Here is a 22,620-nt window from a genome sequence, read left to right on the forward strand (position 1 = left end):
CGTCGTCCGGCGCAGTTTCGTTCGAGCTTACTGAAAATGGTTGTCAAGTCAGTTAGAGTCGATGCCCTCAACGCTGCCCGTTCGAACCCTGGGGGACTCCGGTGACCGCCGCTCACCAACGACTTCGTCATGCCCTGCTCGTCTTTCTGCTCGCGCTTCCACTGCTGCTTCTGTTGCCCGTACTCCGCTCGTCCGCCGTACCCGCCGAGTCGCCGGAGGTGTTGCGGGCTGTCCACACCGACGCCCTGCACAGCACGTACGACGGGTCGGCGCTGCGGCTCACCACCCGGATCGGCCTCGGCGACTTCCGCGAGGCGGATCCGGCCGGGCTGATCTTCAACCTCGAGGACAAAGGCTCGGCCCGGGTCGAGTTGCCCGACCTGCCGGCCTTCGCGTTTCTCGGCAGGCCTGGGGATCCGGTCTGGATCGCTCCGGAGTCACAGGATCAGGAGCTGATCTGGCCGGGGTGGGATACGGAGACGATTCCCTTTGGCGCGCTGCAGGGCGATGCCGTGGACCTCACGCTGCTGTCGAGCGAGGGCCCGGGGAACTTCGAGGTGTTCTTCAACTACGACGAGTTCACGGGTGTCGCGCAGCGGTTGTTCAGTGGCGCTGATCCGGCGATCCGGACAGTGCGTCAGGCGGTCGGGCGGCACGTGCACGCGAACTGGGCGTTCTCGCAGCTCGGCACGTACAAGCTGACCTTCCAGGCAACGGCGACAACGGCCGCTGGAGCGGCGGTGAGCTCGGGACCGGTGGTCTACACGTTCGTCGTCGGTCCGTACGAGCCTCCGACCACGCCCCCGACGACACCGCCCACCACTCCCCCGACCACCCCACCCACGACACCGCCGACCACCCCACCCACAAGTCCTCCCACCACACCGCCGACGACGCCACCCACAACCACACCCACGACTTCCCCGACGACGCCACCCACCTCTCCGCCGACCAGCCCGCCCACAACCACACCGACGACGCCGACTGCGCCGCCCACAGGTCAGCCGACCAGCCCTCCGGCGACCCGCCCCTCCACTCCCCTGCCGAGCAGTACTTCGTCCACCCAACCCACCAACGGGAACGGGAACGGGAACGGGAACGGCTCGGGCTCCGGCTCGGGTAACGGCTCCGGCTCGGGTAACGGCTCGGGCTCGGGTAACGGCTCGGGCTCGGGTGACGGGGTGAAGCTTCCGCCGTGTGTGACGACCTCGTCGACCGGCACCGCCTCTGCGCCCGGCACCGCCGGCACCACGTCGGCGCCCGGCTCCACCCCCACCTCGCCGGGCTCCAACCCGACGACCGGACCGACCAGCCCAGGTGGCAACGACCCCGCCGGGGTGACGCTGACGAACGGGCACGCCGACTACGCGGTACGGCTCGAAGGCGGGAAGCTCACCTCACGCCTGAAGGACGGCACCAAGTCCGGTGCTCCGGTGTGGCGCGATCCGTCGCAGGTGACGATCCGGCTGACCTCCGCGGCCGCCGCCAAGGCTCCCGGTGGTGCGTTCGCCTTCCTCGGTCCTGCTGGTTCGCCGCTTTGGCAGATCCCACAAACGCAGAAGGACGGCGTCGTCTGGCTCGGCTGGAACACCGAGGAACTCGCCTCCACCCAGATCTCCGGCGGCGTCGACTGGCGCCTGGACCGGGTCGAAGGCCCCGGCCGGCTGGCGATCTTCGAGTTCGACTCCTTCGGTCAACCAAAGATCATCTTCAACAGCGCCGACGGTCTGCCCGACTCCTACCGCATCCCGACCGGCACCCACGCCCACGGCAACTGGTCCTTCACCAAACCAGGCACCTACAAAGTCACCTTCACCCACACAGCCGGCAGTAACTCGGACACCGCCACCCTCACCTTCGCAGTAGGCGACCCGGCCTCGGGCGGAGGCGCCGGAGGCGCGGCAACTGGAGGCACCGCGGCCGGCGACGCCGGAGGCACGGGATCCGGCGACGCCGGAGACACGGGGTCCGGCGACGCCGGAGGTGCTGGAACGGGCGGCACCCCCAGCCCCACGCCTACAGCGCCTGCAAACGCGGCAGGCCAAGCCAACTGCAAGTTGGCGAGCACGGGCGGCGAAATCGGCGCGGGCTGGATCGGAGCGGGTGCTGTGCTTCTGGTCCTCGGAGTCGTGGCGCTGGTTGCTACTCGCCGCCGGAGGGACGCATGAGACGCGGGAAGCGGCTGGCGGCCGCAGGCGTCGCATTCGTGGTACTGGCTGCGGCTGGGTGTTCTGGCGGCGCGGCGGCAGGTGACGGGAAGGTTCGAGTGGTCGCTACCACCGAGATTCTGGCTGACTTGGTCAAGCAAGTCGGCGGGGACCGAGTGGAAGCCTCCTCCCTGGTCCCGGCCGGTGGGGATCCGCATTCGTACGAGCCGACGCCGGCGGATGCGAAGCGAGTGGCCAAGGCCGAGGTGACCTTCACGAACCACCTGTTGCTGGAGCCCCAGGCGCTGATCAAGACGATCGACGCCAACGCGGCCAAGGACGCTCCGAACGTGTCGTTGGCCGAGGCGGCCGAGTCGTACGGCGCGAACGTCATCCCACTGGTCGAGGACATCGGGCTCGACGTCCTCTGGCTGGGGCTCCGAGTACGAGGATCCGGGAAAGCACGTGGCGCGACCAGGACATCCTCCGTCCAACTGACCGCGACCAAGGTCGACGGCCCAGGCCAACTGGTCGCCTACCTGACCGAGTCACTCGGCCAGCCTGACCGGTACTTCGACTCCACGGACGGCCTGAACGCCGACGACAGTACGACGCTCCCCCCGGCCGCCCACACACACCTGAACTGGGCCTTCACCAAGCCAGGCGTCTACCACCTCACCCTGGAAGGCAAGCTCGACCACGGCGGCGGCAAACCACTCCAACCACTCGGCAAGGGCACCTTCACGTTCGCGGTCGGCGTGGAGCCGCGGAACGTCAAACCAGCCGACGGCGGCACCGCCACAGTGCTGGGTGACGGCCACACGGACCTGACGGTCGACCTCGACAGCGGACAGGTCTTCGCGTACTCCGACGCGCAGCAGGTCGGTGCGGCACAATCCGCAGTACCGGCCGGCAAGGTCGTCATCGACGTACCGAACCGGGCGCTCGAAACGGTGCCCGACGATCCACGGTTCGCGTTCCTCGGCTCGGCGGGTTCGCAGGTCCACCAACTTCCGCAGGCCGTGCTCGGCAAGCACGTGCACGGCGAGATCGACCCGCACCTGTGGGAGGACGTCGCGAACGCGAAGGCGTACGTGCAGCTGATGCGGGACACCTTGATCACCGCGGATCCCGACGGCAAGCAGACCTATCAGGACAACACCGCCGGCTATCTGCGCGAGCTCGACCAACTGGACGAGTACGTGCGCTCGAAGCTGGCCCTGATCCCGCGCGACCGCCGGCAGATGATCACCACCCACGACGCCTTCGGCTACCTGGCCGAGGCGTACGGGATGACCGTCGCGGGTTTCGTCGTCCCGAATCCGGCGCAGGAACCGAGCGTCGAGCAGGTCCGCAAGCTGTCCGAGACCATCCGCAACCTGAAGGTCCCAGCGGTCTTCATCGAACCGAACCTGGCCCAGCGCGCCTCCGTGCTCACCCAGGTCGCCCACGACCAGAAGGTCCGGGTCTGCTCGATCTACGGCGACTCGTTCGACGACAAGGCCCGGTCCTACGTCGCGATGATGCGGCACAACGCCGATGAACTGCTGCTCTGTCTGGGCGAGGCCAAATGAAGCTTCTACTGGCTCTGCTGATGCCGCTTTCGCTGCCGGGAGCAGTGGTCGAGGCGCCGCCCACCGAGCAGGTGGTGATCGCTGACGGGCATGTCGATCTGGGTCCGCGGTTCGTCGACGGCAAATGGACGATCCAGTTGCGCGACGACCGGGTTGATCCCGTTGTCTGGCGGCCGTTGGAGAACGTGGTGGTCCAGGCGACGGATCAGGCGCAGGTCGCAGTACCGGCTGATCCTGCGTACACGTTCCTGGGCAAGGCCGGGCAGAAGGTCTGGGTGATTCCGCAGGTGCAGAAGGCCGGGGTGGTCTGGCCGGGCTGGAACACCCAGGACACCGAGGTGGCGACGAAGGTCGACCGCGAGGTGATGTGGTCGCTGAACGGCGTCGACGGGCCTGGGGCGTTCACGCTGTTCCTGAACTCGGACTTCGGGAAGCCCGCGCCCGTCTTCGACAGCCGCAAGCCGTTTCCGCAGGAGACCGGCATCGACGTCAACACCCACGTGCACGGCAACTGGACCTTCGAGACCGAGGGCACCTACCTGCTCGACATCTCGATGACCGCCAAACTCACCGACGGCACCACAGCCACAGACCGCCAAACCCTCCGCCTGTACGCCGGCCAGCGCGACCCGCGCGCAGCCTTCTCCGTTCAGCCGAAGACGACTGGTGCCGGCACGGCGGAGTCCCCGGGGCAAGCCGCCGACGGGACCGGCTCGGCAGGCGGGACCGGCTCAGCAGGCGGGACCGGCTCAGCAGGACCGGTGGTCTGGATCGGCAGCGGAGCTGCGCTCGCAGCCCTCGGCGCCGGTTTCCTCCTTCTCCGCCGCCGCAAGGCGGCTCAGGCATGAGCGGCGTACAGGAGGCAGCGGCGAGTGTCCTGCAAGTTGACGGCGCTTCCGTGGAGCTTGGTGGGCGGCTTGTGCTCCATGACGCGGATTTGCGGGTGTCCGCGGGCGAGCAGGTTGGGTTGATCGGGCCGAACGGCGCCGGGAAGACCACTCTGCTGCGGTCGCTCCTCGGCCTGCTGCCGATCCGTGATGGCGTGATCGCGATCGGCGGCAGAACTCCCGCCGAGGCGCGAGGCAGTATCGGGTACGTGCCGCAGCGGCATGAGTTCGTCTGGGACTACCCGGTCGACGTCCGTACTGCGGCAATGACCGGCCGGACCCACCGGATCGGCTGGCTCCGTCGGCCAGGGGCTGACGATCGGGCGGCTGTGGACGAAGCCCTGCAACGGGTGGATCTGACCGACCTCCAGCGCAGGCCGATCGGCGAACTCTCCGGCGGTCAGCGGCAGCGCGTCCTCGTCGCCCGCGCCCTGGCACTCAAGCCCAGCCTGCTCCTGCTCGACGAACCGTTCACCGGGCTCGACGTGCCGACGCAGGAGATCCTCACCCGGCTGTTCCGGGAGCTGACCAGCGAAGGCACCGCGATCCTGATGACCACGCACGACCTCCCGGCCGCGGCGGACACCTGCAGCCGGCTCTGTCTGCTGAACGAGACGGTCGTCGCCGACGGGCCGCCGGACGAACTCAGAGATCCCGCGGTCTGGCTGCGAGCCTTCGGCGTCGCCCGGTCCGAGCAACTGCTGCACAGCCTCGGGGTGAGCAGATGATCGAGTTCCTCACCGAGCCGTGGCAGCACGTGTTCATGCAGCGGGCGTTCCTGGTCGTGCTGATGTCCGGCGTCGTCTGCGGGGTGATCGGCAGCCACGTCGCCCTGCGCGGGATGGCCTTCATCGGCGACGCCGTGGCGCACGCGGTCTTCCCCGGGATCGCGATCGCGTTCGTCCTGCAGACCAGCCTGGTTGTCGGCGGCATCGTCGCGGGTCTGATCACCGCGTTCGCGGTGGCGATCGTCTCGCAGAACCGCCGGCTCAAGGAGGACACCGTGATCGGGGTCTTCTTCGCCGGCGCGTTCGGCCTCGGCATCGTGGTGATGAGCACCGCACCGGGGTACGGCGGTTCGCTGGAGTCGTTCCTGTTCGGCTCGGTGCTCGGCATCAGCAGCGGCGACGTGATCACCGTCGCGGTCGCCGGTGGGTTCCTGTTGCTGATCACCGGCGCGCTGCACAAGGAGTTCGTCACCGTCGGGCTGGACCGCGAGACGGCCCGCTCGGTCGGGCTGCCGATCTTCTGGCTGGACATGGCCCTCTACGCGATGGTGACGATCGCGATCGTCATCTCGATCCAGGCCGTCGGCAACATCCTCGTGCTGGCACTGCTGATCACCCCGGCCGCCTGTGCCCGGCTGCTGACCGACCGGATCGGCCGGATGATGCTGATCGCGCCGCTGATCGGCGCCTTCTCCGGACTGGTGGGCCTCTACCTCTCCTACGCGCTCAACCTCGCCGCCGGCGGGCTGATCGTGCTCACGGCGACCGCCGTGTTCCTCGCCTGCTGGGTGTTCGCGCCCCGGCACGGCCTCCTCAGGCACCGCGGCAGCGCAGCTGCAGCGGCTGTGGTTCCCGTCCGACCGTAGTTCCGCCCAACTGTGAAAGGAAAGTCATGCGCAGATCCCATCGCGTGGCGTTGCCCGTCGTGGCAGTGCTCGCGTTGTCCGGTTTCAGCCTTCCGGCCGAAGCCAGTTCCCGGGTCGTCCTCGACTCCGGACATGTCGACGTGATCGGCATCGCGTTCGAGAACGGCGCCTTCGACGTGCACGTGCACGACGAGGAGTCCGCCACCGAGTATGCGCCCTCCGAGGTCCAACTGGTCGCCAAGCCCGGCGCGGAGATCGCCGTCCCCGCCGACCCGGCGTACAGCTTCCTCGGTACTGCGGGCGCCCGCGCCTGGGTGCTGCCCCAGGTGCAGGACCCCGAGCTGCTCTGGCCCGGCATCGGCGCCGAGGAGATCGAGTCCGGGGTGTTCACCGGCGACGCCCTCAAGGTCGACATCGTCGGCGTCAGCGGCCCAGCCGACGTCAGCATCTTCACCACCGACGCGTTCGGTGCTCCGACCGTCCTGGCCGACAGCGGCAACGGCCTGCCGGACCGGATCAACACCTCCGCCGGCAGCCACCTGCATGCCAACTGGGCGTTCGAGGCCGCCGGAAGCTATCAAGTGAAGGTGCGGGTCAGCGGAACGCTGGCAGCCACAGGCAAGCGAGTCACCTCGGCCGTAGCCACCTACTGCTTCAAGGTCGGCCAGTGAAGGCCCGGGTGCTGGCAGGTGCGGCTACGGCCGCGCTGATCACGCTTCTCTCGGTCTCCCCCGCTCACGCGCTCACCACGATCTCCCAGGGTCACGTGGACGCGGTGGACGTGGACTGGACCGGCTCTGCGCTCACGCTCGACCTCCGGGACGGCACGGTGAACCCGGCCGTCGACCGCAACCCGGCGGACGTAGTACTGAATGCTGTGTCGGCCAGTAGGACGACAGTGCCGTCAGGGTCGGCGTACTCGTTCCTGGGTGCGCCGGGGTCCGCAGTGTGGATCCTGCCGCAGACGCAGGTGAGCTCCATCGTCTGGCCGGGCTTCAACACCGAGGGTGTGCCCAGCGGCGCGCTGCAGGGCAACAGCGTCGGCGTGAAGCTGGTCTCGGTCACCGGTCCGGCGCAGGTGAGCGTCTACACCACCAGCTCACTCGGCACCCCGACCATCTGGTTCGACAGCGGCAACGGGCTGCCCGACACCAGGACGATCGCCATCAACTCGCACGCCCACGCCAACTGGGCTTTCGAGGCCGCCGGCACCTACACCGTCGTCTTCGAAGTCACCGGTACTACGGCCGCCGGTGCTGCCGTCAGCACCGGACAGAAGAGCTACACCTTCACCGTCCAGCCGTAACCAGTCGCTAGAGCGTCGTCGTGGAGGTGTGGCGCCGCACCTCCACGTCGGCCCGCGGCGACCGATTCCGTCGTACTGTCGAGCTATGAGGATCGTCTCCCTGCTGCCCTCCGCCACCGAGATCTGCTTCGCTCTCGGGGCCGGGCCGGACGTCCTCGGCGTCACCTTCGAGTGCGACTACCCGGCCGAGGCCAGGACCCGGCGGATCGTCTCGACCTCGAACCTGCCCGAAGGTCTCACCCCGGCCGAGGTCGACGCCGCCGTCCGCGCCAGGGCCGCGGCCGGCGAGGACCTGTACCGGCTGGACCGCGGCGCCCTGCTCGACCTCGACCCGGATCTCGTCATCACCCAGGACCTCTGCACCGTCTGCGCGATCGACGTGGAAGGGGTCGAGGAGGCGCTGTCGTACCTGGGCTGCGAGGCGGAGGTGGTGACGACCGATCCGCACGACCTGGACGAGGTGTTCGACTCGATCGAGCAGATCGGCGCGGCGGTCGGGCGCTCCGGCCAGAAACTGGTGGAGACGCTGCGCAAGCGGCTGGCGAAGGTCCGGATCCAGGGCGACACCCGGGTGATGCTGCTGGAGTGGACCGATCCGCCGTACGCGCCGGGGCACTGGATCCCCGAGATGGTCGAGTACGCCGGCGGCCAGAACGTGCTCGGTACGGCGGGCGTGCGCTCGGTGCGGACCACCTGGCCCGCGATCGCGGCGGCGCGGCCCGAGGTGATCGTGTCCGCGCCGTGCGGATTCGACCTCGACGGCGCGAGTTCGCTGACTCAGGACCTGCTCGACAGCGGGGTGCTGCCCGGCGGAGTACCGGTCTGGGCTGTCGACGCCAACGGATGCTTCGCCCGGCCTGGACCGCGGCTCGTGGACGGCGTCGAAGCACTCGCCGGTCTACTGCACGACGGCCCTGTCGACCCCTTGGTGGCCCGTCGGCTCAGCTAGGTTGCGGGGGTGTTCGAAGCCGTCTTCCTGTTCATGGTGGTGCTTGTCGCCGCGTTCGTCGCGCTGGCGGTCGTGGTGGGCGTCAGCGCCGGCAAGCGGCGCAAGGCGTTCCTGCAGAAGCGCTGGTACGACGCGTCGCGGCACGGGTGGCATCCGGTGCCGCCGAACCCGTGGCTGGCCGAGGTGGTCGCCAAGCTGTACCAGCGCGGCCGGGCCGGCGAGATGATCGCGGGCGACTTCCGCGGTCGCGGGATGTGCGCGCTCGACTACAGCTACACGACGAGCAGCACCGGCGCCAACGGCCAGACCACGTCCACCACGCATCACGTCCACGCGGTCGCACTGAACCTGCCGGTCGCGCTGCCTCCGTTGACGCTGACCAAGGACTCGGGCGCCAAGCGGTTCCTGGCCGGCCGCGACCTGGAACTGGAGAGCCACGCGTTCAACGAGAGGTTCCGGATCGGCTGCGCCGACGACCGCTACGCCTCGGCCGTGCTGCACCCACGGATGATGGAGTGGATGCTGTACAACCCCGGGCTGGAATGGCAGTTCGCCGGCAACGCCCTGGTCTCCTGGGGCACCGGCCCGTACCTGATCCCCGACGTGGTCGCCCGCCTCGAGGCGATGTCCCGGCTGATCGAACTCATCCCACCCTTCGTCCTGCGCGACTACGGCCGGCCTGCCTACTGGCCGGCCTGACCGCTGAGCTTGGTCCAGACCTGGCGCAGCGCCCGGGCGGCGTCGCCTTCGAGGCCGGCCTCGTCGAGGGTTTCCGCGAGTTCGTCGAACTCGGGTCCCCAGCGCCAGGCCACGCTCCTGAGGTTCTCGGGCAACTCGGGGTCCTTCAGGGAGCCTGCGTCGGGGCGGACCTGCTGGGCAGTCAGCGCGTCGGTGACACCGTGCTTCGCGGCCAACTCGAACGCCAGTACTGCGAGCGCCGCCTTCCCCTTGTTGTAAAGGGCATAGGAGGACTTGGCCGCGCTGGCGGCGCCGACCTGATCGCCGACGACCATCGGGGTGACGGCAGTGCCCGCCCAGAGGTCGGCGGCCTGCTGCGCCGCCGAACCCGAGAGCATCAGATGCGTCGGACTCGGGCCACCCTTCGGAGGTGGCCCGACCACTCCGGCATCCACGAACGTCGCGGTGGGCAAGGCCGCCTGAGCTGCCTGCAAAGACTTCGGCGACAGCGGATTGGCCTCGATGTAGATCCCACCGAATCCCGCCGCCCCCACCTGCTCGGCGACGCCCACCGCACCCTGCGGAGCACACGAACAGAGCACTGCCTCGGCGGACCCGACCGCGTCGGCGAACGCAGTACCGATCAGGCCCGCGGCCTCGGCCCTGGTCACGGACGCCTCACCGCGCCCCTCCGGCACCCACCGTACTTCGTGGCCTGCGGCAACCAGTTGGGCTGCGAGCTGAGACCCCATCGCGCCCGGATGGAAGACGGCGATCCGCATCAGCACATCCGATCCTCGAGCGGCTAGTGCTGACCAAGATAAACCAGTACCGCGAGCACCCGGCGGTGGTCCTCGGCGTTCGACACCAGGCCGAGCTTGGCCATGATGCTGCCGACGTGGGTCTCCACGGTGCGTTCGTTGAGCCACAACCGACGGCCGATGCCGGAGTTCGTACAGCCCTCGGCCATCAGCGCGAGCACTTCCCGCTCCCGCGGCGTCAGCGCCGAGAGCCGATCCGGTCGTCCCAGCAGCCGGCCGACCACCTCGGGGTCCAGGGCGGACCCGCCCGCCGCGACCCTGGTCAGCGCCTCCAAGAACTGGTCCACGTCCAGCACCCGGTCCTTGAGGAGATAGCCGAACCCGCCGGAGCTGACCAACTCGACCGAGTGCCGGGTCTCCAGGTGCTGGGACAGCAGCACGATTCCCATCGCGGGATAGCTCGCCCTGATCCGCCGGGCAGCCCGCGCGCCGTCGTCGGTGTGGTCGGGAGGCATCCGGATGTCGATCACGGCCAGGTCCGGCTCGGTCTGGTCCACCACGGTCAGCAGGCTCTCGGCGTCGCTCGCCCGGCCGACGACCTCGTGCCCAGCATCGTCCAGAAGCCGCGCGAGCCCTTCGCGGAAGAGCGCCGAGTCCTCACCGATCACGATCCGCACGGCAGCACCGCCTCGATGGTCGTTCCCCGGCCGGCGGGGCTGTGCATCGACAGCGAGCCACCGACCGCGGCCACCCGATCGACCAGCCCGCTCAACCCCGAACCGGGCCTGGGCATCGCGCCACCGCACCCGTCGTCCTCCACCCGGATTCGGACATCCACAGCGGACTGCGCCACCTCGACGTCGATCGAGGTGGCTTGGGAGTACTTCGCCGCGTTGGTGACCGCCTCGGCCGCGACGAAGTACGCCGTGGTGGCCAAGTCGTCCGGGAGGTCGCCGGGGGCGATCTGCAGCCGGACCGGGATCGGCAGTGTCCGGGTGATCGCCCTGAGGGCCGCGTCCAAGCCGTCGTCGAGGCTGGTCGGGCGCAGGCCGTGGGCGATCTGGCGGAGCTCGGCGATCGCCGTGGACAGCTCGGCCACGCCCTGGTCGAGCAGGCCGTTCACGTCGACCGTGCCGTCGTCGAGATGCCGCTGCGCCAGCCGCATCGCCATCCCCAGCGAGACCAGCCGCTGCTGGGCACCGTCGTGCAGGTCCCGCTCCAGCCGTCGCCGTTCCTCGTCACCGGCCTGAACGAGCCGCGCCCGGCTGGCTTCGACCTCGCGCAGCGCTCCGGCCAGTTCCGCCCGCAACCTGGTGACCTCGACCAGACTCGCCGCCCCGGTCGCGACAGCCCGCAGTACGGCGGGACCGCTGGCGCCGGCCAGCAGCCCGATCTGTGCTCCGCCGAGCATGACCGGCACAGCTCCACTGGTCCCGACCGGCCGTCCGGTGGCATCGATGAACCCCGAGGCCCCTGGGACCAGCAGACCGACCCGCAGGGTGGGATCCCGCAGCGCCGTACGGAGGGACTTCTCCAGCTCTTCGGGCTGCGCCTGCTCGGTATGGATGCGGCGCTGGAGGTCCTCGATGGCCAGCATCGCAGCTCGGCGTGGTGGGTAGAGCCGCCGGTCGACCAGGCGCTGCAGTCGTGCTCGCAGCGGGGCAAGCATCACCGCGCAGACGGCCGTGGCGGCCGCTGCGGCGGCTGCCGATCCCTTGCCCAGGAACAAGCCGAGAGTCAGAGCGGTCACCGCAAAGGTGCCGAGAAGAGCCACCATCACGATCCCGTAGGTGACGGTGTCCGCGATCACCCGGTCCACGTCGTACAGGTCGTGCCGAAGCATGGCGACCGCTATCGACGCGGGCAGCGCGATCAGAGTGACCAGGCCGAAGACTGTCGCGACCAGCCCGGTCTCGCCGGCCAGGAGAATCTCGGTGAGGCACACGAACGGGTAGAGCACCGCGGCCAGACCTGCCAGCGACAACCACTTCAGTTGCGCTCTGGTCCGGCCGGTGGAACGCCGGAACCGTACGAAGAGCGAGACGCCCGCAGCCAGCAGCAGGCCGATCATCAGCCAGAAGGCAGCTTCGCCAACAACTCGCACCGGACCTGGCGGCGGGCCGAATGGCCTGGGCAGCTCTTGCAGTGGCTCCAGGAACGAAGTTGTCGCCACGGCCCCAAAGGCCTGCTGAGCAACTCCGAGCACCAGCAGGCTGATCGAGACCACGCGCCAGCGGCTGCTCGGCAACCGCCCGTTCGGGAAGTGCAGCAGGACCAGCGCCACGGCGATCGCCAACCACCAGCCACTCTCATCCAGCAGGGCTACCAGCCGAGTGTCCAGGGGCAGCTCGCCCGGATTGGCGATCGCGGCGTTGTAGTAGACGTCCCGGGCAGCCAGGAACATCGCCACCGCGCCAGTCCAGGCCAGGAGGAACCCGACCAGGTTGCCCGGGACCTTGCGGCTGATCATCAGGCCTAGCACGGCGATCGCAGTACTGATGCCACCGAGTACGGCGAAGTTGCGCGCGGTGTGCTGCCCGGTGGATGAGGTCAGCAGCAGCCAGAGGCTGCCCGCCAGCATCGTCAGAACGAGCAAGAGGGTGCCGAACGTAGCCGACCGCGGCCACCGCATGTCGTCAGAGTAAGTCCGAACCAGGCGGCGCGGTTCCGAGTCAGCACGGAGATCGATCTCCGCGCCCGCTCCGATGTGCCGGCACGGTCCGCCGGGGTGTCCTGAGTTGGTCAGGTCAAACCGCTCAGGAGGTATCAGTGATGTCCACCGAAACCCTGGTTCGCACCAGTTCCGTCACTCGGCGCCGGGTCGGCTTTGTCGCCGTCGCCCTCGCTCTGACCTCACTTGCCGCGCTGCCCGGCGGGTTGCTGTGGCCCGAGCCGGCCGGAGGCGGCGAGACCTACTCCTACGCCGACATCCAACCGGTCCGCGACCTGTGGTGGGGACTGCTGGTGACGCTCAGCTCACTGCTGATCTTCAACGTGCCCGCACAGGCCCTGCTGACCGTCCTGCTGGTCCGCGGCCGCGGCGCCGCCTGGGCGACCACGGGCGCCGTCATGATGTGGATCGGCACCGCCCTGTACGCCGTCGGCGGGGCCGGCTGGGCCGCCGCGTATTACTTCGCCACCGCACCCGGCGTGGACCCGGGCGTGATCGAGCGGATCAACGCCGACCAGGCCCACCTGTTCGAGGTGACGATCCCCGGCGCGCTGCTCGTTGCCCTGGGCACCGTCATCCAGGCGGCCGGCCTGTGGCGCTCGCACGCCGTACCGCGCTGGATCCCGCTGTTCTGGCTGACGAGCGTGGCGACGTTCGTGGTGCCCGGCAACGGTGTGGCCGGACTGATCACCGCCGTACCGATGACCGCCGCCGGCCTCGGTACGGCGTACTACGCGTGGCGCCGGCTGAGCTAGTGCCTCGTGCCGGAACTAGGCGCGGCCGTCGAACAGCTTGGTGACCGAGCCGTCCTCGAAGACCTCGCGGATGGCCTGGCTGATCAGCGGGGCGATGGTGAGCACGTTCAGCTTGTCGAACTGGCGTTCCTCGGGGATCGGCAGCGTGTTGGTGACGATCACCTCGCTGGCCTGGCAGTTCTTCAGCCGGTCCACGGCCGGGCCGGACAGGATCGCGTGCGTCGCGGCGATCACCACGCCCGCGGCGCCCTCGGCCATCAGCGCGTCGGCCGCCTTGCAGATCGTGCCGCCGGTGTCGATCATGTCGTCGACCAGGATGCAGACCCGGCCTTTGACCTCACCGACGACGCGGTTGGCGACGGTCTCGTTCGGCCGCTCGATGTCGCGGGTCTTGTGGATGAAGGCCAGCGGCGCGTTGTTCAGCCGGGCCGACCACTGCTCGGCCACCTTGATCCGGCCGGCGTCCGGGGAGACCACGGCCAGTTGCTGGTCGCCGTACTTGTCCCGGACGTAGTCGCTCAGGATCGGCAGCGCCATCAGGTGGTCCACCGGGCCGTCGAAGAAGCCCTGGATCTGCGAGGTGTGCAGATCGACGCAGATCAGCCGGTTCGCGCCGGCGGTCTTGAACAGGTCCGCCATCAGCCGGGCCGAGATCGGCTCCCGGCCGCGGTGCTTCTTGTCCTGCCGGGCGTAGCCGTAGAACGGCAGCACCACGGTGATCCGCTTGGCCGACGCCCGCTTCAGCGCGTCGACCATGATCAACTGCTCCATGATCCACTCGTTGATCGGCGAGGTGTGGCTCTGGATCACGAACGCGTCGCTGCCCCGGACCGACTCCTCGAACCGGACGTAGATCTCGCCGTTGGCGAAGTCGTATGCCGACGTCGGCACCAGCCCGGCCCCGAGTTCCTCGGCGACCTGCTCGGCCAGCGCGGGGTGCGCCCGGCCGGAGAACACCATCAGGTTCTTCTCGGTGGTCCGCTTCATCCCACTCATGGCCGTGCCTCCCGTTGGTCCTTGTCGCCAGTGTCACCCGGCAACCCGCCCGGCGCAGCCCCGGCGGCTGAAGTGCCTCCGGCATCTACCGCACCAGGCCCGGCGTCCACCGCACCAGCGTTCGCCGCACCAGCGCCGGCGTCTGCCGGACCAGCCTCGGCGTTCGCCGCTTCGGTCGCGGCGAGCGCCTCTTCGGCGGCCTTGGCCGTCTTCGTGCCGGCCCGCTTGCGGGCGACCCACCCGGCGATGTTGCGTTGCTTGCCGCGGGCCACCGCCATCTCGCCCGGCCCGACGGCGTCGCTGAGCGCAGTACCGGCCGCGATGTACGCGCCGTCGGCGATGTTCGCCGGAGCGACCAGGACCGAGTTGCTGCCGATGAAGACATGCCTGCCGACGGTGCTGTGGTGCTTCTTGACACCGTCGTAGTTGGCGAAGATCGTGCCGGCGCCGACGTTGGCGCCCTCGCCGATCGTGGCGTCCCCCGCGTAGGTCAGGTGCGGAACCTTCGCCCCGTCACCGATCGCGGTGTTCTTGGTCTCGACGAAGGTGCCGATCTTGCCCTTCACGCCCAGCGTCGTACCGGGCCGCAAGTACGCGAACGGGCCGACCGACGCCCCCGCGCCGATGACCGCGCTGGAGCCGTGGCAGCGGATGATCGTCGCGCCCTCGCCGACCTGGATGTCGGTCAGCGTGGTGTCCGGCCCGATCGTCGCGCCGGTGGCGACCGTGGTCGCGCCGTGCAGCTGGGTGTTCGGCAGCAGCGTGACGTCGCGCTCGAGGGTGACGGTCGAGTCGACCCAGGTGGTGTTCGGGTCGACGACGGTGACGCCGGCCCGCATCAGGGTGTCGAGGGTGCGGCGGTTCAGCTCGGCACGCAGCGCGGCCAGCTGGACCCGGTCGTTCACCCCCTCGGTCTGCATCGCGTCCTCGGTGACGTACGCGCCGACCCGCTTGCCGTCGCTCTTGGCGATCGCCAGCACGTCGGTCAGGTACAGCTCGCCCTGCGCGTTGTCGGTGGTGAGCCGGCTCAGGCCGTCCCGCAGCGTGGCCGCGTCGAAGGCGTAGATGCCGGCGTTGATCTCGTCGATCTCGCGCTGCTCGGGCGTCGCGTCCTTGTGCTCGACGATGCCCGCGACGCTGCCGTCGTCGGACGGGACGATCCGGCCGTAGCCGGTCGGGTCGGGCACCCGTGCGGTCAGCACGGTGACCGCGTTGCCGCGCGCCTCGTGCTCGCCGACGAGCTCCTTCAGCGTGTCCGACTTGAGCAGCGGGACGTCACCCGACGTGACGATGACGGTGCCGTCGAAGTCGTCCGGTACGGCTGTGAGCCCGGAGCGGACGGCGTCGCCCGTGCCCAGCTGCTGCTCCTGGACGGCGGTCCGCACGTCCGGGTCGACCGTGGCCAGATGGGCCTCGACCTGCTCCCGGCCGGTGCCGACCACGACGACGAGATGCTCGGGCGCGAGTGCACGGGCGGCGACCACCGCGTGCCCGACGAGACTGCGCCCGCCGATCTCGTGCAGAACCTTGGGGGTCGCGGATTTCATCCGGGTCCCCTGGCCGGCGGCCATGATGATGACCGCCGCAGGACGGTGGGAAGTCACGCGGTGTTCTCCTCGAGTTCCCGGCGAGTTCGGGTGGAACTTCTGTCAGTGCGACTCTCAGGGCACTCGTAATGGTGCCCGCGCAAGCCTACTTGCTCAGTTCGCGAGCTCTCGCAGGGACTCCACCAACTGAGCCTCGGTGACCCCGGTGTACTCGGTCAGCAAACGTTCCCGCGAGGCCTCGTCGGACCCGCGCCGGGCGACCTGCCGGTAGTACTCCGCGACCTTCTCGAGGCCCGCTTTCGCCACCAACTGCTCGACCGCGAGCCAGCTGATCCCATAGGTGTCACCGGCCGTGAACTCGGCGTCCGGCGGGAGCCGCCGCAGGTCCCAGAGGCTCCGCCTGGCGATCTCCACCCGCTGCCTGGCGACCTCCCGGCGCTTCCCCGCGGCCACCAGCGCCTGCTTACCGGCGTACTCCGCCATGCCCTCCGCCAGCCAGCGTGGCGCACCGTCGCCGAGGCGGACGGGGAGCAGGTGCATCAGGACGTGCGCCATCTGGGCCGGGCCGAAGGTGTTCTGGACGCCGGGGCGGATCACCACCCAGCCACCGGCCGGCTGGACCGCGCCCGCTTCCGGGCTGAGCATCGACCGGACCGTGGCGGACTCGACGCCGGGCAGGGTCGAGGGGAGATCGGTCAGCACCTGGGGTTCACGCAGAGCGACGATGAGCGGGACGGGCTGGAGTTGGCCGGGCCAGATCTTGCGGATCACGCGCGCGGAGTTGATGGCCTCGTCGGCCAGGTGGCGGGCGAGGGCGCGGTGGCCTTTGTTCACGACGACCACCACGGCCGGGCGCCGGAGTACCTCGATCGGGCCGAAGTCCCAGGGCTGCCGGTTGGACCCGATCTCCTGGTCCAGTCCTGTGTCGTCGACGAGAACGGCCCGGCCGTCGGCCACGGAGTACGTGTAACCAACGTCGGTCGCGGCCTCCGCGAGCCCGCTGCCGCCGACGACGTACCGCATGCTCACCCGGAACGTGACGGCCCCAGGCGCATACCGGTCCCACCGTTCCGCCCGCTGATAAGCCACCGTCATCCCCAGCGCCCGCAGATTCTGGAACAGCACGGTCTGATCCGGCTTCAGCCGCGGCGTCACATCCGCCAGAAACCCCTCCAGGTCCCCCGCCCGCACCGCCGCCGCCCGCCGGGCCAAACTCTCATCCACAGCCGCCGCAACCCGCGGATCCACTCCCGCCGCCGGCCGCGCTTGCACCCCGTGCAACACCTCAGCCGTCAACCGCAACTCCCCCGCGGCCGGCGTCACCCCAACCCACAAACTCCCCACCACAACCACCACGGCCGTCCCCACCGGCCAAAACTCCGGCCACGCCCTCACCACCCACCCCCGCGCGTCCGTCCAATCCACCCCGCGCACCCAGCCCCACACCCTCTCAAGCACCCACAAATCATGCCAGCCGGCATGACGAAACCCCGGCTCGGAACCTTCCGAACCGGGGTTTCGCGTTGCTCCCCCGCCTGGTTTCGATCCAGATCTTCGAGATTCAAAGTCTCGCGGGCTGCCGATTACCCCACGGGGGATCGCGGTTCTACGCCGGAACAGTGTGCCATGGAGGGGGTGCGCGACACGCTTGGGGTTCCTTACCTACGGGGGCGTAGGTTACGGTGGCGTAGGTAAGCCCGTCCTCCACCACGAGGGATTACAGCCATGACCCCACCCGCCGTAGCCACACCGGAGGCGCCCGCCGGCGCCCAGCAGGCCGACGAGTTCGCAGTCGACACCGGAACGCTCGGGGGTGAGCAGAAGCGGGTCTGGGAACAGGTCGCTCTGGCCTTGTTCATCGGGATCCCCTTCCTCGCCGTGCTCGCTGCGGTGCCGATCGCCTGGGGCGGGTTCCTGGGCTGGCGCGACATCGTCCTCGCGGTCGTCTTCTACACGATCTCCGGGCACGGCATCTCGATCGGCTTCCACCGGTTCTTCACGCACAAGTCGTTCAAGCCGAACCGGCCGATGAAGTACGCGCTGGCCATCGCCGGCTCGCTCGCGATCGAGGGCCCGGTGGTCCGCTGGGTGGCCGACCACCGCAAGCACCACAAGTTCTCCGACCGCGACGGCGACCCGCACAGCCCGTGGAAGTACGGCACCAGTCTCGGCGCGCTGACCAAGGGCTTCCTGCACGCGCACATCGGCTGGCTCTTCGACACCGAGCAGACCCCGCAGCGGCAGTACGCGCCGGACCTGCTGAAGGACAGGGACATCGTCCGGGTGTCCCGGATGTTCCCGGCGCTGGTGCTCTTCTCGCTGCTCGCGCCGGCCCTCATCGGCGGCCTGTGGTCCTGGTCGATCGAGGGTGCGCTGACCGCCTTCTTCTGGGCCAGCCTGGTCCGGATCGCGCTCCTGCACCACGTCACCTGGTCGATCAACTCGATCTGCCACACCATCGGCGACCGCCCGTTCAAGAGCCGGGACAAGTCCGGCAACGTCTGGTGGCTGGCGATCCTGAGCCAGGGCGAGTCGTGGCACAACCTGCACCACTCCGACCCGACCTGCGCGCGGCACGGAGTACTGAAGGGGCAACTGGACACCTCCGCCCGGTGCATCTGGTTCTTCGAGAAGATGGGCTGGGTCAGCGACGTCCGCTGGCCGGTCCAGGAACGTCTCGACGCCAGGCGGGTGACCGCCGCCGACCGAGCGGCAGCCTGAGCGGGCCGTAAATCTCCCACGCCTAACCCTCTGTCTACGGCATGATGCTGACGTGATCCCGAAGTGACTGACCCCAAGCCGCGGCGCACGACCCGGATCCGGATGACCAGTGCCGAGCGCCGCGAGCAACTGATCGTCATCGCCCGCGGCCTGTTCGCCGAGAAGGGCTATGAGGCCACGTCGGTCGAGGAGATCGCATCCCGCGCCGAGGTGTCCAAGCCGGTCGTGTACGAGCACTTCGGCGGCAAGGAAGGCCTGTACGCCGTCGTCGTGGACCGAGAGGTCCGCAAACTGCTCGACACCGTGACCGCGTCGCTCACCGCCGGCCGCGCGCACGAACTGGTGGAGCAGGCGGCCCTGGCTCTGCTCGACTACATCGAGAACTCCTCCGACGGGTTCCGGATCCTGGTCCGGGACTCCCCCGTCGGTTCCTCCAGCGGGTCGTTCATCTCGATCCTCAGCGACGTCGCCACCCGGGTCGAGCACATCCTGGCCGAGGAGTTCAAGCGCCGCAGCCTGGACCCGAAGAACGCGCCGATGTACGCGCAGATGCTGGTCGGCATGGTCGCGCTGACCGGGCAGTGGTGGCTGGACGTGCGCCGGCCGAAGAAGACCGACGTGGCGGCCCACCTGGTCAACCTGGCCTGGAACGGGCTGTCCGGCCTCGAGGCCAAGCCCACCCTCTCCACCCGCCCGCACAAGTAACCTGCGCCCGACGAGACCGCGGTACGGCGACGGATCGCAGTACAGCGTGAGACCGCGGTAGGACGGCGACATCCGCCCGTGGCATGACCAAACCGGCCGGATTCCACCGTAGCCTGGCCCACATGACGGGGACCATGTCCGGAATCCTGGCGCCCCGGCGACAGGTCAGCCAGCGCAGCAAGGCGTTCGACCTGCTGCTCGCGGGCGCGCTCACCCTGTTCTTCGGCCTCTTCTCCCTGGCCCAGGAAGGCGTCGCCGGCGTCCTCGGCGTAGGCATGCTGGCGCCGCTGGTCTGGCGGCGCACCCACCCCGAACTGGTCTTCTTCGCCGTCTCCTCGGTCGCTGTCCTGCAATGGCTCAGCGGCGCCAACCTGATGGCCGGCAACGTCGGCCTGCTCGTCGCGCTCTACGCGATCTCCGTGTACGGCGAGGTCAAGTACAGCCGGATCGCCCTGGGCGTCGGCGGGCTCGGCGTGCTGATGGCGACGGCTCGCTACTACAGCAGTTCCGACTGGCGCCAGCAGATCACCATGATGGTGGCGCTCGGCGCGCTGGTGTTCGGCGTCTGGGCGATCGGCGAGCGCCGCCGGACCAGAGGCCTGTACGTCGCTCAACTCGAGGAACGGGCGGCTCAACTGGAACGGGACCGCGATCGCGAGGCCAAACTGGCCGTGTCGAACGAGCGGACCCGGATCGCCCGGGAGATCCACGACGTGGTCGCGCACGGCCTGTCGATCATGATCGTCCAGGCCGACGGAGGCCTGTACGCCGCCGACGCGTCGCCCGAGCAGGCCAAGAAGGCGCTGGCCACGATCGGCGACACCGGCCGCGCCTCGCTGACCGAGATGCGCAAGATGCTCGGCCTGCTCAAGCAGGACGTCCAGCCGGACCTGGATCCGGACCAGCCGCGCCCGCAGCCCGGCATCTCGTCCCTGCCCGAGCTGATCGAGAACGTCCGCCAGGCCGGGCTCACCGTGGACTACCAGGTGACCGGGACGCCGCGCGATCTCCCCGCGCTGCTGGGACTGACGGCGTACCGGATCGTGCAGGAGGGGCTGACCAACACGCTGAAACACGCCGGGCCGGGGGCACGGACCTGCGTCGAACTGGACTTCGGTCGCGAGATGCTGACCGTGGTGGTCACCGACGACGGCCGCGGAGCCGGTGTCGCGCCGAGCAACGACCCGGGTCACGGCCTGGTCGGGATGCGGCAACGCGCGTCGATCTCCGGCGGTACGGTGAACGCCGGACCGAAGGCGGGCGGCGGCTACGAGGTGATCGCCAGGCTCCCGTACAACCTGCCAGCTGGAGGAAATCAGTGACCGACGACAGCACCCGGCCGGACGACGGCGTGATCCGCGTCTTCCTCGTCGACGACCAGGAACTGGTCCGGGCCGGCTTCACCATGCTGGTGGACTCGCAGCCGGACATGCGAGTGGTCGGTCAGGCCGGTGACGGCGGCGAGGCGCTGGAGAAGCTCCAGGTGACCGCGAGCGACGTGGTGCTGATGGACGTCCGGATGCCCCGGCTGGACGGCGTCGAGGCGACCCGGCAGCTCCAGTCGTTGCCTCAGGCCCCCAGGGTGATCGTGCTGACCACGTTCGATCTGGACGAGTACGCGTTCGCCGCGATCAAGGCCGGCGCGGCCGGCTTCCTGCTCAAGAACACCCCGCCGGCCGACCTGCTGTCCGCGATCCGGCAGGTCCACTCCGGCGACGCGGTCGTCTCCCCCAGCACGACCCGGCGGCTGCTCGAACACTTCGCCGGCTCGCTGCCGGACGGGGAGCAGGAGCGCCCCGACCTGGGCGACCTGACCGCCCGCGAGCGCGAGGTCCTGGTCGAGGTCGCCCGCGGCCTGTCGAACACCGAGATCGCCACCCTCTTCACGTTGTCCGAGGCAACGGTCAAAACCCACATCGGCCGGATCCTGGCCAAGACGGGTCTGCGCGACCGCGTCGCCCTCGTCGTCCTCGGCTACGAGACCGGTCTCGTCAAAGCACCCCGCTGATGGCGGACCCGGTACTCCGCCGCTGGGGCCGCAGCCGGTTCATCATCCCCTTCGTCGGCCTGCTTTTGGTCGCCGCCGTCGTCGCGTCCTTCTTCCACTGGGAGTTCGCCCTGGCGATCGTCCCCATCCTCGCGCTGCTCGCCTTCGACCGCTCCACAGGTGTCAGCATCACGGACACCGAACTCGTCCTGCACTACCCCTTCAGTCCCACCCGGATCCCGCGCGAGGACGTGGACTTCGCTGTGTTCGACTGGGGGTTCTTCAGCGGCCGCAGCTGGCTGGAGATCCATCGGCGGGACGGGACGGTCGTCCGCTACGGCCTGCTGCAGCCGAAGAGTACGTCGACCGAGTTGAGTGGAGATCCGCCGCAACCGGACAGCGCGGCGTACCAGATCACTGAGTGGGCAAGGACTTTCCGGCCGTAGTACGACCCAGGTCGTAGGCGGAGTCCATTCCCTGGTCCGACTATTCCGCGGCCGCCGATCACTACTTTTCGGAGTGTGGGCGAGAACGTCTCGCCCCCGGCACTTCGAGGAGAACGATGACCATCCAGACCGGCGAGCTCCCACTCGGCCGTTTGCCGCAGGACTCCGGCGACCGTACTGCGATCCGCGCCCACGAGTTGCGCAAGGTCTACGGCCACGGTGACACCGCGGTCGCCGCTCTCGACGGGGTCTCCGTCGACTTCGGGGTCGGGCGGTTCACCGCGATCATGGGCCCGTCGGGTTCGGGCAAGTCGACTCTGATGCACTGCCTGGCCGGGCTGGACACACCCACCGCCGGCCAGGTGCTGCTCGGCGAGACCGAGCTGACCCGGCTGCCGGACGCGGAGCTGACCAAGATTCGCCGGGACCGGATCGGCTTCGTCTTCCAATCCTTCAACCTGCTGCCGATGCTGTCGGCCAAGGACAACATCCTGCTGCCGCTGGAGCTGGGCGGCCGCAAGCCCGACCAGCAGTGGATGAGCACGCTGATCGATGTTCTCGGGCTGGAGGACCGGCTGACCCACCGCCCGTCGGAGTTGTCGGGTGGTCAGCAGCAGCGGGTCGCCGTGGCCCGCGCGCTGGTCGGCCGGCCCGAGGTGGTCTTCGCCGACGAGCCGACCGGCAACCTGGACTCGCGTTCCGGCGCCGAGGTGCTCGGCTTCCTGCGCCGCTCGGTCCGTGAGTTCGGCCAGACGGTCGTGATGGTGACCCACGACCCGCTGGCGGCGTCGTACGCCGACCGCGTCGTGATGCTTGCCGACGGCAAGCTCGCGGGCGAGCTGCACGACCCGACGCCGGAGTCCGTGCTCGGCGCGCTGCGGCAGCTGGGGGCCTGA

General features: G+C 69.3%; 22 protein-coding genes. 16 read left to right on the plus strand and 6 right to left on the minus strand.

Annotation, left to right across the window (positions count from 1 at the left end):
- Window positions 1-101: 101 nt before the first annotated feature.
- The 9 genes from ABD255_RS41650 (at window position 102) to ABD255_RS41690 (ending at window position 9,156) form a co-directional block, all read left to right on the plus strand.
- Window positions 102-2,168, plus strand: coding sequence for a choice-of-anchor M domain-containing protein (locus ABD255_RS41650; protein WP_344222382.1), 2,067 nt, complete (start codon window positions 102-104; stop codon window positions 2,166-2,168).
- Window positions 2,165-3,721, plus strand: a complete 1,557-nt coding sequence (locus ABD255_RS41655; RefSeq protein WP_344222383.1) for an anchored repeat ABC transporter, substrate-binding protein — start codon at window positions 2,165-2,167, stop codon at window positions 3,719-3,721. The genes ABD255_RS41650 and ABD255_RS41655 overlap by 4 nt, the downstream gene beginning before the upstream one ends.
- The gene (locus ABD255_RS41660) at window positions 3,718-4,569 is read left to right on the plus strand and encodes a TIGR03773 family transporter-associated surface protein (RefSeq protein WP_344222384.1); all 852 of its coding nucleotides are present in this window, start codon (window positions 3,718-3,720) and stop codon (window positions 4,567-4,569) included. The genes ABD255_RS41655 and ABD255_RS41660 overlap by 4 nt, the downstream gene beginning before the upstream one ends.
- Window positions 4,566-5,336: an anchored repeat-type ABC transporter ATP-binding subunit gene (locus ABD255_RS41665; RefSeq protein ID WP_344222385.1), complete on the plus strand. Its 771-nt coding sequence runs from the start codon at window positions 4,566-4,568 to the stop codon at window positions 5,334-5,336. The genes ABD255_RS41660 and ABD255_RS41665 overlap by 4 nt, the downstream gene beginning before the upstream one ends.
- On the plus strand, window positions 5,333-6,202 hold the full coding sequence (locus ABD255_RS41670) for an anchored repeat-type ABC transporter permease subunit (protein ID WP_344222386.1): 870 nt from the start codon (window positions 5,333-5,335) through the stop codon (window positions 6,200-6,202). Before ABD255_RS41665 ends, ABD255_RS41670 begins: the two co-directional genes overlap by 4 nt.
- A 26-nt stretch (window positions 6,203-6,228) precedes the next feature.
- Window positions 6,229-6,873 (plus strand): choice-of-anchor M domain-containing protein, encoded by a 645-nt coding sequence (locus ABD255_RS41675; protein ID WP_344222387.1) that lies wholly within the window; start codon window positions 6,229-6,231, stop codon window positions 6,871-6,873.
- The gene (locus tag ABD255_RS41680) at window positions 6,870-7,508 is read left to right on the plus strand and encodes a choice-of-anchor M domain-containing protein (protein WP_344222388.1); all 639 of its coding nucleotides are present in this window, start codon (window positions 6,870-6,872) and stop codon (window positions 7,506-7,508) included. The genes ABD255_RS41675 and ABD255_RS41680 overlap by 4 nt, the downstream gene beginning before the upstream one ends.
- An 85-nt stretch (window positions 7,509-7,593) precedes the next feature.
- Window positions 7,594-8,457, plus strand: a complete 864-nt coding sequence (locus ABD255_RS41685) for a cobalamin-binding protein (RefSeq protein WP_344222389.1) — start codon at window positions 7,594-7,596, stop codon at window positions 8,455-8,457.
- Between the two features lie 9 nt (window positions 8,458-8,466).
- Window positions 8,467-9,156, plus strand: a complete 690-nt coding sequence (locus ABD255_RS41690) for a hypothetical protein (protein WP_344222390.1) — start codon at window positions 8,467-8,469, stop codon at window positions 9,154-9,156.
- Here ABD255_RS41690 and ABD255_RS41695 read toward each other — a convergent pair.
- The 3 genes from ABD255_RS41695 to ABD255_RS41705 are packed head-to-tail and all read right to left on the minus strand — an operon-like array spanning window position 9,141 to window position 12,528.
- A complete protein-coding gene (locus ABD255_RS41695) occupies window positions 9,141-9,917 on the minus strand; it encodes a DUF1932 domain-containing protein (RefSeq protein WP_344222391.1) in 777 nt (258 codons plus the stop codon). The genes ABD255_RS41690 and ABD255_RS41695 overlap by 16 nt on opposite strands.
- A 23-nt stretch (window positions 9,918-9,940) precedes the next feature.
- Complete coding sequence (locus tag ABD255_RS41700; protein WP_344222392.1) at window positions 9,941-10,573, minus strand: response regulator transcription factor; 633 nt, start codon at window positions 10,571-10,573, stop codon at window positions 9,941-9,943.
- A complete protein-coding gene (locus tag ABD255_RS41705) occupies window positions 10,561-12,528 on the minus strand; it encodes a sensor histidine kinase (RefSeq protein WP_344222393.1) in 1,968 nt (655 codons plus the stop codon). The genes ABD255_RS41700 and ABD255_RS41705 overlap by 13 nt, the downstream gene beginning before the upstream one ends.
- 140 nt (window positions 12,529-12,668) lie before the next feature.
- Here ABD255_RS41705 and ABD255_RS41710 point away from each other — a divergent pair, with 140 nt between their 5' ends.
- A complete protein-coding gene (locus ABD255_RS41710; protein WP_344222394.1) occupies window positions 12,669-13,322 on the plus strand; it encodes a hypothetical protein in 654 nt (217 codons plus the stop codon).
- Between the two features lie 15 nt (window positions 13,323-13,337).
- Here ABD255_RS41710 and ABD255_RS41715 read toward each other — a convergent pair whose 3' ends face one another.
- The 3 genes from ABD255_RS41715 to ABD255_RS41725 all read right to left on the minus strand — a co-directional run bounded on the left by ABD255_RS41715 (window position 13,338) and on the right by ABD255_RS41725 (window position 17,233).
- On the minus strand, window positions 13,338-14,318 hold the full coding sequence (locus ABD255_RS41715; RefSeq protein WP_344222395.1) for a ribose-phosphate diphosphokinase: 981 nt from the start codon (window positions 14,316-14,318) through the stop codon (window positions 13,338-13,340).
- Entirely contained in the window at window positions 14,315-15,922 is a 1,608-nt protein-coding gene (gene glmU / locus ABD255_RS41720) for a bifunctional UDP-N-acetylglucosamine diphosphorylase/glucosamine-1-phosphate N-acetyltransferase GlmU (RefSeq protein WP_344222396.1), read from the minus strand. The genes ABD255_RS41715 and glmU overlap by 4 nt, the downstream gene beginning before the upstream one ends.
- A gap of 96 nt (window positions 15,923-16,018) precedes the next feature.
- A complete protein-coding gene (locus tag ABD255_RS41725) occupies window positions 16,019-17,233 on the minus strand; it encodes a hypothetical protein (protein WP_344222397.1) in 1,215 nt (404 codons plus the stop codon).
- Window positions 17,234-17,590: 357 nt separating this feature from the next.
- Between ABD255_RS41725 and ABD255_RS41730 the strand changes: the two genes are divergently transcribed.
- The 6 genes from ABD255_RS41730 to ABD255_RS41755 all read left to right on the plus strand — a co-directional run bounded on the left by ABD255_RS41730 (window position 17,591) and on the right by ABD255_RS41755 (window position 22,620).
- Entirely contained in the window at window positions 17,591-18,586 is a 996-nt protein-coding gene (locus ABD255_RS41730; RefSeq protein WP_344222398.1) for an acyl-CoA desaturase, read from the plus strand.
- Window positions 18,587-18,649: 63 nt separating this feature from the next.
- Window positions 18,650-19,291 (plus strand): TetR/AcrR family transcriptional regulator, encoded by a 642-nt coding sequence (locus ABD255_RS41735; RefSeq protein WP_344222399.1) that lies wholly within the window; start codon window positions 18,650-18,652, stop codon window positions 19,289-19,291.
- A 122-nt stretch (window positions 19,292-19,413) separates the two neighbouring features.
- Entirely contained in the window at window positions 19,414-20,613 is a 1,200-nt protein-coding gene (locus ABD255_RS41740; RefSeq protein ID WP_344222400.1) for a sensor histidine kinase, read from the plus strand.
- Window positions 20,610-21,299, plus strand: a complete 690-nt coding sequence (locus tag ABD255_RS41745) for a response regulator (RefSeq protein ID WP_344222401.1) — start codon at window positions 20,610-20,612, stop codon at window positions 21,297-21,299. Before ABD255_RS41740 ends, ABD255_RS41745 begins: the two co-directional genes overlap by 4 nt.
- Window positions 21,299-21,724: a hypothetical protein gene (locus ABD255_RS41750; RefSeq protein ID WP_344222402.1), complete on the plus strand. Its 426-nt coding sequence runs from the start codon at window positions 21,299-21,301 to the stop codon at window positions 21,722-21,724. Before ABD255_RS41745 ends, ABD255_RS41750 begins: the two co-directional genes overlap by 1 nt.
- Before the next feature lie 116 nt (window positions 21,725-21,840).
- The gene (locus tag ABD255_RS41755) at window positions 21,841-22,620 is read left to right on the plus strand and encodes an ABC transporter ATP-binding protein (protein ID WP_344222403.1); all 780 of its coding nucleotides are present in this window, start codon (window positions 21,841-21,843) and stop codon (window positions 22,618-22,620) included.

The organism is Kribbella sancticallisti, from assembly GCF_039530625.1.
Taxonomy (GTDB): Bacteria; Actinomycetota; Actinomycetes; order Propionibacteriales; family Kribbellaceae; genus Kribbella; species Kribbella sancticallisti.

Bases quoted from the DNA above. Each gene is read 5' to 3' on its own strand.
- ABD255_RS41740 (WP_344222400.1), top strand. From the start codon at position 19,414: ATGACGGGGACCATGTCCGGAATCCTGGCGCCCCGGCGACAGGTCAGC.
- ABD255_RS41655 (WP_344222383.1), top strand. From the start codon at position 2,165: ATGAGACGCGGGAAGCGGCTGGCGGCCGCAGGCGTCGCATTCGTGGTA.
- ABD255_RS41685 (WP_344222389.1), top strand. From the start codon at position 7,594: ATGAGGATCGTCTCCCTGCTGCCCTCCGCCACCGAGATCTGCTTCGCT.
- ABD255_RS41665 (WP_344222385.1), top strand. From the start codon at position 4,566: ATGAGCGGCGTACAGGAGGCAGCGGCGAGTGTCCTGCAAGTTGACGGC.
- ABD255_RS41670 (WP_344222386.1), top strand. From the start codon at position 5,333: ATGATCGAGTTCCTCACCGAGCCGTGGCAGCACGTGTTCATGCAGCGG.
- ABD255_RS41730 (WP_344222398.1), top strand. From the start codon at position 17,591: ATGACCCCACCCGCCGTAGCCACACCGGAGGCGCCCGCCGGCGCCCAG.
- ABD255_RS41750 (WP_344222402.1), top strand. From the start codon at position 21,299: ATGGCGGACCCGGTACTCCGCCGCTGGGGCCGCAGCCGGTTCATCATC.
- ABD255_RS41715 (WP_344222395.1), bottom strand. From the start codon at position 14,318: ATGAGTGGGATGAAGCGGACCACCGAGAAGAACCTGATGGTGTTCTCC.
- ABD255_RS41755 (WP_344222403.1), top strand. From the start codon at position 21,841: ATGACCATCCAGACCGGCGAGCTCCCACTCGGCCGTTTGCCGCAGGAC.
- ABD255_RS41705 (WP_344222393.1), bottom strand. From the start codon at position 12,528: ATGCGGTGGCCGCGGTCGGCTACGTTCGGCACCCTCTTGCTCGTTCTG.
- ABD255_RS41710 (WP_344222394.1), top strand. From the start codon at position 12,669: ATGTCCACCGAAACCCTGGTTCGCACCAGTTCCGTCACTCGGCGCCGG.
- ABD255_RS41675 (WP_344222387.1), top strand. From the start codon at position 6,229: ATGCGCAGATCCCATCGCGTGGCGTTGCCCGTCGTGGCAGTGCTCGCG.
- ABD255_RS41660 (WP_344222384.1), top strand. From the start codon at position 3,718: ATGAAGCTTCTACTGGCTCTGCTGATGCCGCTTTCGCTGCCGGGAGCA.
- ABD255_RS41695 (WP_344222391.1), bottom strand. From the start codon at position 9,917: ATGCGGATCGCCGTCTTCCATCCGGGCGCGATGGGGTCTCAGCTCGCA.